This is a genomic window from Thiohalocapsa sp. ML1, assembly GCF_001469165.1.
GTDB lineage: Bacteria > Pseudomonadota > Gammaproteobacteria > Chromatiales > Chromatiaceae > Thiohalocapsa.
Window position 1 is genome coordinate 20,562 of the sequence record NZ_JABX01000055.1, and the last position, 13,224, is coordinate 33,785.

9 protein-coding genes are annotated in these 13,224 nt (G+C 72.3%); 3 read left to right on the plus strand and 6 right to left on the minus strand.

What is annotated here, in order from left to right; translation table 11 throughout:
- Nucleotide 1: 1 nt before the first annotated feature.
- Nucleotides 2-637, minus strand: coding sequence for a ParA family partition ATPase (gene parA / locus ML01_RS23530; RefSeq protein WP_058557832.1), 636 nt, complete (start codon nucleotides 635-637; stop codon nucleotides 2-4).
- 171 nt (nucleotides 638-808) lie between these two features.
- Between parA and ML01_RS29785 the strand changes: the two genes are divergently transcribed.
- Entirely contained in the window at nucleotides 809-982 is a 174-nt protein-coding gene (locus ML01_RS29785) for a hypothetical protein (protein WP_162268092.1), read from the plus strand.
- A gap of 219 nt (nucleotides 983-1,201) precedes the next feature.
- Here the strand turns inward: ML01_RS29785 and ML01_RS23535 are convergent, their stop codons facing one another.
- The 5 genes from ML01_RS23535 to ML01_RS23555 all read right to left on the minus strand — a co-directional run bounded on the left by ML01_RS23535 (nucleotide 1,202) and on the right by ML01_RS23555 (nucleotide 5,864).
- Nucleotides 1,202-1,549 (minus strand): hypothetical protein, encoded by a 348-nt coding sequence (locus ML01_RS23535; RefSeq protein ID WP_058557833.1) that lies wholly within the window; start codon nucleotides 1,547-1,549, stop codon nucleotides 1,202-1,204.
- Nucleotides 1,550-1,828: 279 nt separating this feature from the next.
- Nucleotides 1,829-2,365, minus strand: coding sequence for a ferritin-like domain-containing protein (locus ML01_RS23540; protein ID WP_058557834.1), 537 nt, complete (start codon nucleotides 2,363-2,365; stop codon nucleotides 1,829-1,831).
- A complete protein-coding gene (locus ML01_RS23545) occupies nucleotides 2,362-3,228 on the minus strand; it encodes a 2-oxoacid:ferredoxin oxidoreductase subunit beta (protein ID WP_058557835.1) in 867 nt (288 codons plus the stop codon). The genes ML01_RS23540 and ML01_RS23545 overlap by 4 nt, the downstream gene beginning before the upstream one ends.
- Nucleotides 3,225-4,982 (minus strand): 2-oxoacid:acceptor oxidoreductase subunit alpha, encoded by a 1,758-nt coding sequence (locus tag ML01_RS23550; RefSeq protein WP_082674592.1) that lies wholly within the window; start codon nucleotides 4,980-4,982, stop codon nucleotides 3,225-3,227. Before ML01_RS23550 ends, ML01_RS23545 begins: the two co-directional genes overlap by 4 nt.
- Nucleotides 4,983-5,054: 72 nt before the next feature.
- Nucleotides 5,055-5,864: an inositol monophosphatase family protein gene (locus tag ML01_RS23555; protein WP_058557839.1), complete on the minus strand. Its 810-nt coding sequence runs from the start codon at nucleotides 5,862-5,864 to the stop codon at nucleotides 5,055-5,057.
- A 160-nt stretch (nucleotides 5,865-6,024) separates the two neighbouring features.
- Between ML01_RS23555 and ML01_RS23560 the strand changes: the two genes are divergently transcribed.
- Both ML01_RS23560 and ML01_RS23565 read left to right on the plus strand, forming a co-directional pair.
- Nucleotides 6,025-6,825 carry an RNA methyltransferase gene (locus ML01_RS23560; RefSeq protein ID WP_254045366.1) on the plus strand — a complete coding sequence of 267 codons (801 nt, stop codon included), beginning with the start codon at nucleotides 6,025-6,027 and terminating at the stop codon, nucleotides 6,823-6,825.
- A gap of 299 nt (nucleotides 6,826-7,124) precedes the next feature.
- Nucleotides 7,125-12,728, plus strand: coding sequence for a PAS domain S-box protein (locus ML01_RS23565; RefSeq protein WP_058557836.1), 5,604 nt, complete (start codon nucleotides 7,125-7,127; stop codon nucleotides 12,726-12,728).
- Nucleotides 12,729-13,224 lie beyond the last annotated feature (496 nt).

The following is a 13,224-nucleotide window of genomic DNA, read 5'->3' on the forward strand; positions in this document are numbered from 1 at the left end:
ATCAGCCATGGTTCAGAAGCTCCGTCAGCAGTTGATCGATCTCGGCCGCGGCCTCGAGACCGCGCTTGCCGGCCTGGAAGACGCTCCTGCCCTCCAGCACGCAATGTCGATGGATGGAGCGCCTGCGGATGCCGACCGCCGCCACGGGCAGGTCCATCTCCATGGCCGCCTCCGGCATCAGCTTCGACAGTGTCGTGCGCGGCTCCAATTGGCTCATGACGATGAGTGCACGAAGCCCCGGGTTCTCCGCGCGCAGCCGCTCGATGACCTTCGCGATGTGCGTGGTGGCCCACAGATCCATCGGCGAGGGCTGCACCGGCACCAGCGCATAGTTCGCGAGCCGCAGCGCCGCCTCCGCCTGCGGTGCCTTGATGGACGGCGGGCAGTCGATGACGACGTGCTCATGCGCGTCGCGTAGCGCCTGCACGGTCTTGGGCAAGCCCAGCGCGGCGGCGACGACGTGCGGCAGCCCGTTGTCCGCATCGCCCGCGAGCCGCCACTGATAGGCCGACTGCTGCGGGTCCGCATCGACGATGACCACGGCATCGCCCCGCGCCGCGAGCCCGGCCGCGAGGTTCAGCGCCAGAGTGGTCTTGCCGGTGCCGCCCTTGTTGCCGACAACGGCGATGATGCTCATGGGGTCAGCGGGTTCCTGGACATTGGGCTCAGCATGGCGTCGTATGCGCTCCGGGCGTTGTGCTCGCTGTTCCGCAGCATACCCGCGCCCACGCATCGGTCAAGCGATCGGGCAGCGGCATCCAGCCGAACCCCATGCCCAGCATCACCTCCGCCGCTTGCCCCACCGCCATTGCCGCCACCGCGGTCGAGCAGATCCTGGGTCGACGCCCGCGACGCGGAGGCCCTGTGCGCCGACCTGGACCTGCGGGCAGCGATGTTCATCGAAACCACCCTCCAGGCCCTCGATGACCCCGCCATCCTCGCCGAGCTGCTGCCGGACCGCGGCGGCGCCGCTGCCGAGTGACGGCGCCGCGCTGCGCCGAGCGCTGTGCCTGTCGCCGGAATGCCTGGGGCGCGGAGCGCCCGCACAGGCGCGACACCGCTGGAGCGGTGTCGCGAGAAGCAAGTGGAAGGGCCGAGGGCCGAGGGCCGATGCGCCCTCCCTTGGCCCTCGGCCCTTCGGCAGGCTGCCGGTCTGCTCCGTGCGCACCGGCTGACGGTGCCGTATATCGGGCCGGCGCCGCTACAGCAGCTTGACGAGCGCGGCGATCAGCGCGACTTGGCCGAACATGAGGGGCACCAGCCACTTGATGAGGTCGTTCTTGCTCTGCACGATCTCCTTGCGGACCACTTCGATCTCCTTGCGGACCACTTCGACTTCCTTGCGAACTTCTTCGATCTCCTTGCGCACGTTGGCGAGCTGGACTTCCAGCCGCAGCTCGGCCTCGCGCACGTCCGAGCGGCGCGCGATCTCGCCCGGCTGCGGCCAGCCCTCTTCGAGCTGGCCGATGGCGTCGATGAGGAGCCGGAAGCGGGCACGGTCGTCCGCCGCCGTATCGAGCTGCTCGTAGAGTCGTCTTGCTAGTCCCATGTCTCAGGAAGGCGGAGTCTCAGACCGATCAGGGCAGGGCGCGCCGTGTGGCGCACCTCGCTCGTTCGTGCAAGCGGAAGGGGCAAGGGGCAAGGGCCGAGGCGGGCTGCCTTGGCCCTCGGCCCTCGGCCCTCCGGCCGCGCTGTTGCCGACGGTTGAGCGAACATCAGCACAGTGGGCGTGCGGAGTCCAGCCCTGTGTGGCGCCGGCATCCTGCCGGCGGCGGCCAAGGCCAAGGCCGGTTCCTGCCGTCGGTGGGCGCCGGCGGGACGCTGCCGCTCAGCCCGGCATGTGCGGCGGGTCGAGGTCGTCGGGTGTGGGCGCTTGGTCGGCGTCGGTCTGCCCGGCGAGCAGGCTCTCCAGCATGGCGACGTGCTCGGCCTCTTCGGCGGCCATCTCGGCGGCCAGCGCCCGGGCGTCGGCATCGGTGGCGGTGTCGGCGACGTGGAGGTAGTAGGCGTGGCCGCGGCGCTCGTTGTGCAGCGCCACCTCGATGGCTTGGAGCGTCGTCATGCGGTAGCTGACGTCGCCCTCTAGGCAGTCGCTGCTCTCCGGCGCGCCGGGGCACTCCCACTTGAAGCCCCAGGGCGGGATGCGCGGCAGCTCGGTGTCGCCGACCCGGGCTGCGATGGCCGCCGCGTGCGCGGTGCTCAGCTCCGCGAGCTGGCGGAACAGCGTCTCCACGGCCGCGTTGTGATGCACGGCCATGCTGTCCGCGAGCTGGGTGTAATGGGCCTCGGAGGCGTGCTCCAGCTCCAGCGCGTGGGCGATGAATTCGCCTAAGGATTCGATGACGTCGGCTTGGTCCTCACTCATCGGCACAGCTCCGCTTCGATGTCCGCCAGGCGCCCGGCGGCGTCGGCGCTGACACCGTCCGCGTACACCGGGAACCGCTGCTCGTAGAGTATGCCGAGTGCAAGGCCATCGTCGCGCTGCAGCAGCTCTGCGGCGTGGGCGATGTCGTGGGCGGGCCCGAGCACGCAGGGGTGCACCTCGGTCTTCCAGTCCTGCTGCTCGGGGCGATAGGTGCGGCACGGGCTCAGTACGTGCACGAAGGCGAAGCCGGGGTGCTGGATGGCCGCCGCCAGCAGCTCGGTCAGGCCGTTGGGGTCGCCGGCAAAGCCGCGCGCGACGAAGCCGGCGCCGGCCGCGAGCGCGATGGCCGCGGGCTTGAAGCGCGGCATGCCGGTGCCGTGCGGCGTGAGCTTGCTCTTGGCCCAGTCCGGCGGCGTGGTCGGCGAGGCCTGGCCCTTGGTCATGCCGTAGACCTCGTTGTCCATGACGATGTAGGTGAGGTCTTGGTTGCGCCGGCAGGCGTGCAGGAAGTGATTGCCGCCGATGGAGAACCCATCGCCGTCGCCGCCCGCGGCAATCACCGTCAGGTCCGGCCGCGCCGCCTTGAGCCCGGAGGCCACCGGCAGCGCGCGGCCGTGCACGCCGTGAAAGCCGTAGCCGGACAGGTATGCCGGCAGCCGCGACGAGCAGCCGATGCCGGACACCACGGCCGCCTGCTCCGGGGCGATGTCCAGGTACGCGAGCGTCTTGGTCAGCGCCGCGAGCACGCCGAAGTGGCCGCAGCCGGGGCACCAAACGGGTTTGATGTCGGACTTGTAGTCTTTGGCGCGCAGGCTGGGGATGGCGTCGCGATGGGGTGCTGCGGGGTCGGCGGTCTGGGTCATGCGGGCGCTCCGTCGGCGAGGGCGGCTGTTGCGGCGGCGACCACCTCGGCGGGCGTGAGCGCCAGCGGGCCGGGCCGGGCCAGCGAGCGAGCCGCGGCCGGCAGCGCGCGCTCGGCATTGAGATAACGAAAGAGCTGCGCGCCGTGGCTCTGCTCCACCACCAGCACCGCGGCGGTGCCGATGGCGGCGTGCAGCGCGTCGCGCTGGAGCGGCAAGAGCAGCCGCAGCGCAACGGTCGTTACTGCCAGGCCGGACGAGCGCAGCCGCGCGGCGGCCTCGACGACGACACCGCGGCAGCTCCCGAAGGTGACGAGGCAGAGCGCGGCGTTCTCGGCGCCGGCCCCGTCGATGTCCGCCCAATCCGGCCCGAAGTCGAAGTCGGCGAGCTTGCGCAGCCGCTTGTCGAGCTGCGCCAGGTGGTCCGCCGCGCGGCTCGACGGCGCGCCCGAGGCGCCATGCTCCAGGCCGTCCGCCGTGTAGGCGAGGCCGGGCTCGCCGGGGATGGACATGGGCGAGACGCCATCCGCGGTGTCCGCGTAGCGGTGGTACGGGCCGGTGCCGGCGGCGGCCGGCAGCCGCGCGGCGGGCTCGGCGCCGGACGAGTCGGCGAGCGGCTCGCACACGGCGCGGGACTGCCCGAGCGCCTGGTCCGACAGCACGATGGCGGCGGTCTGCAGCCGCCACGCGAGCCGCACCGCCCAGGCAGTGGTGTGGGCGCAGTCGGCGATGTCGAGCGCCGCCAGCACCAGGTGCGGGGCGTCGCCGTGCAGGCCGTACAGGGCGGCGTTGAGGTCGGACTGCTCGGACTTGGTCGGGATGCCGGTGCTCGGGCCGCCGCGCATCACGTTGACGACGACAATCGGCGTCTCGCTCGCCACCGCGAGCCCGATGCCCTCCAGCATCAAGCTCAGGCCGGGTCCGGAGGTCGCGGTCAGCGCCGGCACGCCGCCGAAGGCGCTGCCGATGATCATGTTCACCGAGGCGAGCTCGTCCTCCGCCTGCAACAGCGCACCGCCGAGCCGCTCCAGCCGCGGGGCAAGCCATTCCAGCATCTCGCTTGCCGGCGTAATCGGGTAGGCGGCGACGAAGCGCACGCCGGCGCGCAGCGCGCCGAGCCCGGCCGCCTCGTTGCCGGTGAGGCGCCAGCGCGGCGAGAGCTGGATCGGGAGCGGGGCGGCGGGCCGTAGCGCCGCCGCCGGGTTGGCCAGCTCGAAGCCGGCGCGGATGCCGAAGCTCGCCGCCGTCACCACGGCCTCGCCCTTGCCGCCGAGGAGTCGAGCGGCGCCGTCCAAGAGCGCCGGCAGCGGCAGCCCGGCGAGCGCGCCGACGGCGCCGACGGCGACCATGTTCGCGTGCCCGGCGCCGGGCCCCGCGGCCGCCGCGGCAAAGCCGATCTCGATGATCCGCGCACCGCTCGCGCGCACCGCCGCCGGCAGCTCGCCGCCGGCGGGGTCGGCGAGCACGAGGCTTGCGGCATCGAGCGGGATCTCGTCGGCGAAGCGGTCATGATTCGCCCAGTCCAGCGCCGCGAGCAGGTCGCAGCGGTCGCCGGCGCAGTGCACCGGGCGCGGCCCGAAGCGCAACAGCGCCGCCGACTCGCCGCCGCGAATCTGCGGCCCGACACTTCTTCGCAGCAGCCCGTACAGCCCGGCCGCCGCGACGGCCTCCAGCAGGATGGCGCCCGCGGTGATGGCCCCGCTGCCGCCGGCACCGGTGACGGCGACGGCGAGCGGGATGGAGAGATCGGTGGTCATGATCGGCTCGGGCCGGTTGGGCCGCGGCGGGACCGCGGCGAGCAAAGAAGCGGGCGCGAGACGCCCGCGGGGTCAGGCGGGGAGATCCGGCCCCAGGAACGGCCGCAGGCGCTGCAGCATCGCGCGCTGCACCTTCGGGCCGCCGGCGACCAGGTTCAGCGTCTCGAAATAGCGCTCGCTGCCGGCGAGGTCCGTGACCATGCCGCCGGCCTCGGTCACCAGCAGCGCGCCGGCGGCGAAGTCCCAGGGTGAGAGCCCCAGCTCCCAGAAGCCGTCCAGCCGGCCCGCGGCGACGTAGGCGAAGTCGAGCGCCGCGGAGCCCGGCCGGCGGACGCCGGCGGTGTCCTCGATGACGGCCTCAAGCATCCGCAAGTACACCTTGAGCTGGCTCTGATCCTTAAACGGGATGCCGGTGCCGATGAGGGCGCCCTCGATGCCGCGGCGCTGCGAGACGCGGATGCGGCGCTCGTTGAGCTGGGCGCCGGCGCCGCGCTCGGCGGTGAACAGCTCCTCGTGCAGCGGGTCGTAGACCACGCCGAGCTGCATGCGCCCGCGCTCGCGGAAGCCGATGGAGATGGCCCACTGCGGGAAACCGTGCAGATAGTTGGTGGTGCCGTCGAGCGGGTCGATGATCCACTCCATCTTGTCGCCGCCGGCGTTGCCGGCGTGGCTGCCGCTCTCCTCGGCGAGGATGGCGTGGTCCGGGTACTTGTCGCGCAGCGTCTCGATGATCGCGGCCTCGGCGGCATGGTCCACGTCCGAGACGAAGTCGTTGCGACTCTTGCTTTGGATATTGACCGCGTCCAGGCGCTCGAAGTAGCGCATGGTCACGCGGCCGGCGGCGCGCGCGGCGCGTACGGCGATGTTCATCATGGGTGACATGCGGCGCACGATAACGCAACCGGCGGGTCGATTAGAAGCTGCTGATGCGCCGTCCGCTGCGCGGCGTCAGCTCGGTGCGTTGATTGCGGTCGCGCTGTTGCGTCCGCGGCGGCTGCGTGTGAGCCTTTGGCGGGTGCTCGACAACCTTTGGACCAAATCGGTGCCCAGCGACGACGCCCTACAGCAAGCAGCCCCCGCGCTGCTCCTCCCGCGCATCCGCTTCGTGCTCGTGGAGACCAGCCTCTCCGGCAACATCGGCGCCACGGCGCGGGCCATGAAGAATATGGGCCTCTCGCGCCTGGCGCTGGTGCGCCCGAAGCAGGGCGCGCGCTTTGCCGATGCCGATGCCGTGGCCCGGGCGTCCGGCGCCGATGACCTGCTCCAGGCCGCAACGCTGCACGACAGCCTGGCGGAGGCGCTCGCCGGCTGCCGGCTGGTGCTCGGTACCAGCGCCCGGCTGCGCGCGCTGGAGTGGCCGCTGCTCGATGCCGAGGGCGGCGGTGCGCGCCTGCTGGCCGAGGCCGCCCACGGCGACGTGGCGCTGGTGCTCGGGCGAGAGGCGACGGGGCTGCGCAACGACGAGCTCGCGCTCTGCCATTACCTGGTGCAGATCCCGACCAATCCGGACTTCAGCTCGCTCAACATCGCCGCCGCGGCGCAGGTCTTCGCGTACGAGATCCGCCGGCAGCTCATCAGACGCCCCGTCGGCAGCGCAGCCGTTGCCGACGAGCGCCCGGAGTTGGCGACGGCGGACGAGATGGAGGGCTTCCACGCCCACCTGATGCACACGCTGCTTGCCATCGGCTACGCCGACGCCGAGCAGTGCGGCACCCTCGCCCGGCGGCTGCGGCGGCTATTCCACCGGGCGCGACCGGACCGCACCGAGCTCAACATTCTGCGCGGCGTGCTGGCCAAGGTCGCCGGGCGGCCGGGCGCCGAGCCGGATCGCCGCTCCGGTTGATTCGGGGCGAGGGCCGAGGGCCACGGGAGGCGCCTCCATGGCCCTCGGTCCTATTCTGCGCAGCTATACGCCACCGAATCGCCACATCAGCTAAGCTTGCCCGGGATGCGGATTCGAATTGTCGTAGTCTCGCGACAATGGATTGAGGGGCGCGTCGGCGGCGGTGGTGGTTCCACCGATGCCGCCCGCGGCTCCGGTGTCGATAGCGCATTGCGCCTGCGCGCGGCACCGGCGCGGGACAAGGCGTGCCGGGCCCAGAACCATAACAACCGCCACCAACTCCGGACGCCATTGCCTGCATGGAGCGGTATCGAAAACTGACCCTCGCGGACATCTGCACCCGCGACCCCGTCTGCATCGATGCAGAGGCCATGCTTGGCGCCGCCATCGAGCTGCTGCAGGCCCGCCACGTCAGCGCGGTCATCGTCGTTAGTGGCTCGCACCCGGTCGGCATTTTCACCGAGCGTGATGCCCTCGCCGCCGTCGCCGCGGGGCACGGGCACGCGGCCATGCCGGTGCGCGCGCGCATGACGCCGGAGCCGCTCACCTGCGCCCGGCACGTCGGATTTCTGGACGGCTACGTGCGGATGCTGCGCCGCGGCGTTCGGCATCTGGTGCTGCTTGATGACGAGGCCCGCATCGCGGGTATCGTGAGCCAAACCGACTTCGTGCGCGCGCTGGACCTGACCGACGCGGCGCGCGGGCGCAGCGTTGCCGACATCATGGTGCGCCGCCCCGCCGCGCTGGCGCCGTCGGCGCCGGTGCAGGCGGCCCTGGAGCTGATGCTGGACCAGGCGGTCAGCTCCGTGCTCGTGGTCGCGGAGGAGCGCCCGGTCGGCGTGCTGACCGAGCGCGATGTGCACCGCCTCAACGCCCTCGTCGAGGACCTGCACCGGCTCCCGCTGGCGGACGTGATGACGACGCCTGTGACCACCTGCACCGGCGACGAACGGCTCGACGCCGTCGTCGCGCGCATGCAGGCGGCCGGCGTGCGCCGCCTGCCGGTGGTGGACCTGCAGGGGCGGCTCATCGGCATCGTCACCAACCATGATCTGCTGAAGGACCTGCGCGCGCGGCACGAAGAGCTGCTGCACGAGCTGGTGGATCGCCAGGCGCGGGAGCTGACGCGACTGCGCGAGCGTATGGACGCCGACTTCGCGCTGGATGCGCTGCTGGCGCGCCCGCGCGCGCCCGGGCTCATCGCCGCCGACGCCGCGGGCAAGGTCCGCTACGCGAGCCCGGCGGCGCAGCGCCTGCTCGGGCTGGAGTCGGTGGATGAGGCGTCGCTGGCGGAGGTGGTGCAGGCCCTAGGCGGCGATGCCGAGGCCTACCGCCGACAGATCGGCCGGCTCGGCGTCGATCAAAACCAGGAGCTGGAGCTGGAGCTCGCCGCCCTCGAGCGGGCCGTCGCCTGCGACACCGTGGCCATCGGCGATGCGGCGGGCGGCATCGCGGGCTTTCTCATGCTGGTCACCGACGTCACGCGGCGACGCCACGGCGAGCAACGTTTCGCGCGCCTGTTCGAGATGGCGCCGCTGGCCATGATGCTGGCGCGGCTCGACGACGGCCTGCTGCTGGACGTGAACCCCGCGGCCGAGGTCCTGACAGGCCATGCGCGCGGTGCGCTGCTCGGGCACACCTCCGCGGAGCTCGGCCTGTGGGACGAGCCCGCGGCGCGGGACGGCTACTTCCGCGACCTCGCGGACGGCCTCAGCGTGCGCGCGCGTCGCGCCGCGCTCAAGCGGGCCGACGGCAGTCGGCTCGGCGTCGAGCTGTACGGCGAGCCGCTGGTGCTCGACGGCGAGCGCTGCCTGCTCAGCATGCTCGTGGACGTGACCCCGCAGACCGAGTACCTGCGCCAGATCGAGCACCACCACCACCTGCTCGGCGCCGTCTTCGCGGCCATCGGCGACGCGCTCTTGCTCACCGACCCCGGGCAGCGCATCGTGCTGGCCAACCCCGCCGTGCAGGCGATCTTCGGCGCGTCGCCGGAGCGCGTCACCGGCCGGCCCCTGCGGGACTTCTTCGCGGACGCCGTGTCGCTGGCCGCGCTCGCCGCCGGGGCCGACCGGTCCGCCGTTGCGCGCACCGGCGTGCTGCCGGCACGCACCGCCGACGGCAAGTCCTTCCCGGCCGAGGTGAGCTTCTCGGCGCTGGGCGCGGTGGCTGCCGAGCGCCGCGGTTGCGTCGTGCTGGTGCGTGACATCTCGGGGCGCGAGCGCCGCGCAATCGAGCTCGCCACGCACCAGGCCCGGCTGCAGGACCTCATCGACACCATCGGCGACTGGGTCTGGGAGATCGATACCGAGGCGCGCTACACCTACGCGTCGGAGCGGGTGCAGGAGCTGCTCGGCTACGCGCCCGAGGCGCTGCTGGGCCGCACCCCGTTCGAGCTGATGCCCCCCGAGGAGGCCGAGCGCGTAGCGGCCCGCTTCGCCGCCATCGCGGCCGCCGGCACGCCGTTCACCGATGTGGAGAACGTCTGCCTCACCGCCGTCGGCGAGCGGCGCTTTATCAGCACCAGCGGCACGCCGATCCGCGGCGCCGACGGGCGTATCGTCGGCTGGCGCGGCACCGACCGCGACATCACGGAATCTAAGCGCGCCGCCGAGCGGCTGCGCGACAGCGAGGCCCAGTTGCGGGCCATCTTCGACCACGCCAACGTCGGCATCATGCTGCTCACGGGCAAGCGCATCATCACCCGCGCCAACGCCCGGCTCGCGGAGATTCTGGGTTACGCCGATCCGTGCGAGCTGGAGGGCAAGAGCGTCCGCACCCTGCACTTGAGCGATGCGCGCTTCGACGCCTTCGGCGCCGGCCACTACGCGGAGCTGCGCGAGCGCGACCAACTGCACCTGGAGTATCAGCTCGCGCGCCGGGACGGCAGCGCGGTGTGGTGCCTGATCTCCGGTGCCGCCCTGGACACGGCGCGGCCGGCGGACCTGACCCGGGGCGTCATCTGGACCGTCGAGGACATCTCCGCCATCAAGGCCAACGAGGCCGAGCTGCTGGCGCTGAACGCCCGCCTGCAAGAGGAGCACGAGCTCTTCACCAGCGGCCCCGCCATGGTGTTCCGCTGGCTGCCGCAGCCCGGCTGGCCGGTGGCGCAGTGCTCGCCGAACGCGCACCTGCACCTGGACGTAGCGCCGGATGCGCTCGCGCAAGGCGGCTTCGCCTTTGCGGACCTGCTCCACCCCGACGACATGCCGCGCGTCGGCGCCGAGATCGCCGCGTACACCGAGGCCGGCGTCGATGACTTCGAGCAGGAGTATCGCGTCCGCGGTCCCGACGGGGACTGGCGCCATGTGTATGACTACACGCGCATCCGCCGCGACGCCGCCGGCGCGTTGCTCGCCTATCACGGCTATCTGGTGGACATCACGGAGCGGCGCCGCGCGCTGGCGGCGCTGCGCGAGGGCGAGCTGCGCTACCGCACCATGTTCGAGTCTGCCGGCCAGCCCATGCTGACGCTGGACGCGGACGGGCGCTTCACCGCCGCCAACCGAGCCACCTGCGAGCTCATGGGCTGCACCGATGCCAGCAAGCTGCTCGGGGTACCGCCCGCCGAGCTGTCGCCGCCGACGCAGCCCGATGGCGTGCCGTCGGCGGACAAGGGCACGGCCATGGTTCGGCAGGCGCTGGCCACCGGCCGCTGCCGCTTCGAATGGGAGCACCGGCGCCGCGACGGCTCGCCGCTGCATGTGGACGTGACCCTGACGCGGGTGGAGCTGCATGGCCAGCGCGCGCTGCTCGCCACCTGGTACGACCTCACCGATCGGCGCCGTGCCGAGGAGCTGGAGCAGCGCGCGCGGGCCGTGTTCGAGAACACCACCGAGGGCATCATGCTCACCGATGCGGACAACCGCATCGTCGCCGTCAACCCGGCCTTCACCGCCATCACCGGCTACAGCGCCGAGGAGGCCATCGGCCAGCCGGCGTCCCTGCTCCAATCCGGTCGCCAGGAGCGCGAGTTCTACCGCGCCATGTGGCGGCAGATCAGCGCTGCCGGCAGTTGGCGCGGGGAGCTCTGGAACCGCCGCAAGGACGGCGAGGTGTACGCGGAGTGGCTCAGCATCAGCGAGATCCGCAACGCCGACGGCACGGTGCGCAACCGCATCGGCGTGTTCAGCGACATCACACGGATGCGCCGCTCCGAGGAGGAAATCGAGCATCTCACCCACTACGACCCCATCACCGGTCTGCCGAACCAGCGGCTCCTGCGCGCGCGCCTGGAGCAGGCGCTGCAATCGGCGCGGGTGGCGGACCGCCCGCTGGTGCTGATGCTGCTCAACCTCGACGGCTTCAAGCGGGTCGTCGCGAGCTTCGGGCACGATGCCGCGGACGCGGTGCTCGCGTCGGCGGCGCGCCGGCTCGCGGCGCAACTGCCAGCGGATGCGACCCTCGCGCGCACCGTCGGCGACACCTTTGCCGTGGTGCTGGAGCTGCCGCACCGCGGCGCGTCGCCGAGCCGCAACGCCGTGCTGCTGCAGGACGCGCTGCGGGAGGAGTTCAGCGTGCCGGACGGCGCCACCGTGGCGCTTAGCTGCTGCATCGGCCTTGCCCTGTATCCGCGCGACGACATCACCGCCGCTGCGCTGCTGCGCGATGCCGACGCCGCGCTGCAACGGGCGAAGACGGCGGGACCCGGCAACATCGCGTTCTACCAGCCGGGGCTCACGGAGGCCGCGCAGCGGCAGCTTGCGCTTGCGCGCACCTTGCGCACCGCGCTCGCCACCAACCAGTTCGAGCTGCACTTCCAGCCCCAGCTCTACCTCGCCCAGCGCACCATCGTCGCCGCCGAGGCGCTATTGCGCTGGCGCCGCCCCGACGGCGTGCTGGTGACGCCCGAGCACTTCATGGAGGCCATCGAGAAGAGCGACATGGCGCTGGACCTCGACCGCTGGGTGCTGCGCGAGGCCGCACGCACGGTGGTCGGCTGGCAGCGCTCGGGGCTGCCGCGGGTGCGGGTGAGCGTCAACATGTCCGCCGCGATGCTGACCGGCGGCAATCTTGCCGCCGATGTGGAGGCGGTGCTGGCGGAAACGGGCCTGGACCCGACCCTGCTGGAGGTGGAGGTGCTGGAGAACATCCTGATCGAGGACCCCGACCGCGCCGAGGCCGAGCTGATCGCACTCGGCGGGCTCGGCGTCGGCATCGCGCTCGACGACTTCGGCACCGGCTACGCGAGTCTCGGCTATCTGAAGCGCTTCGCGTTCGACTATCTCAAGATCGACCGCAGCTTCATCAGCGGCCTGATGCCCGGCTCCGATGACCTCGCCATCGTGCGCGCGACCATCCTGATGGCGCACCACCTGGGCATCCGCGTGGTGGCCGAGGGCGTCGAGCACGACCACCAGATCCGCCAGCTCGCGGTGCTCGGCTGCGACCTGCTGCAAGGCTATCGCATCGGCCGTCCCATGCCCGCGGACGCCTTCGTGGCGCTGCTGCGCGACGGCGACCGGGCGCTGCCCGACGACCTCGCGCCCGCGCTGACCCGGCGGGCGCTGCTGGTGGGCGACGACACGGCGCAGCTCAGGCAGGTCACCACGCAGCTCGGCCGCCTGGGTTGGGCCGTGCTGCACGAGGTGGACGCGGATCGGGTGCTGGGCCTGGTCGCGCGGGAGCCGCCGGAGCTGGTGCTCTGCGACTTAGGCCTGCCCGGCGGCGACGCGCTGGACCTGCTCGCCCTGCTGCGGGAGCGGCACCCCGCCGTGCCGCGGGTGCTGCTCGCCGACAGCATCGATGTCGTGCAGTTGCTCGACGCCATGAACCGTGGCGGCGTCTACCGCTGCCTCAAGCAACCCTGCCCGGAAGCGGAGCTCGCCGAGGCGGTCGAGGCCGCCTATGCGCACGGCCTGCGGCGGCTGCGGGCCGAGCCGCCGGGGGGCGCGCCGCCGCGCTGAGCGACCGGCAGTGCCTAGTTCGGCCTCGGCGATGAGGCTGTCGAAGGCGGCATCCAGGCGGTTGACGGCGTCGGCGAGGGGCGTTTGGGCGCCTTCGGACAAGCGTCGAAGCGCTGCGAGAGGCCGGGACGCAGGACACGGGCGTTGCGCTTGGTCGAAAACAACGTGACGTGCTTGTCGAGGCGGGTGACCTAGTAGCGTTGCGTGTGCGGGATGCGGGCGATGAATCCGTGCAGCCTGAGCCGGCGCAGGTCATCAGCCGGCTCGGCGCACTGGGATCGCCGGCTTTCCAGCCGGCTCGGCGCCGATGCGGCCCGATGCCGCGTCGGCGGCGTCCGGGCCGATCAGAGGGCACCTGCGCAGTCGTCCGCCCGGCGGCGCGGCATGGGCAACCGCCTGGCTCCCGCGCCGCAGATCGCGCGCCGGGGGCATCGAGCCCCCGGCACGCGAAGCCGGCTGAAAGCCGGCGGTCCCAGTCCGAGCCGGCTCGGCGCCG

Coding starts and splice junctions, on each gene's coding strand:
- ML01_RS23550 (WP_082674592.1), bottom strand. CDS start 4,982: ATGACCACCGATCTCTCCATCCCGCTCGCCGTCGCCGTCACCGGTGCC.
- ML01_RS23535 (WP_058557833.1), bottom strand. CDS start 1,549: ATGGGACTAGCAAGACGACTCTACGAGCAGCTCGATACGGCGGCGGAC.
- ML01_RS23545 (WP_058557835.1), bottom strand. CDS start 3,228: ATGACCCAGACCGCCGACCCCGCAGCACCCCATCGCGACGCCATCCCC.
- ML01_RS23540 (WP_058557834.1), bottom strand. CDS start 2,365: ATGAGTGAGGACCAAGCCGACGTCATCGAATCCTTAGGCGAATTCATC.
- ML01_RS23565 (WP_058557836.1), top strand. CDS start 7,125: ATGGAGCGGTATCGAAAACTGACCCTCGCGGACATCTGCACCCGCGAC.
- ML01_RS23555 (WP_058557839.1), bottom strand. CDS start 5,864: ATGTCACCCATGATGAACATCGCCGTACGCGCCGCGCGCGCCGCCGGC.
- parA (WP_058557832.1), bottom strand. CDS start 637: ATGAGCATCATCGCCGTTGTCGGCAACAAGGGCGGCACCGGCAAGACC.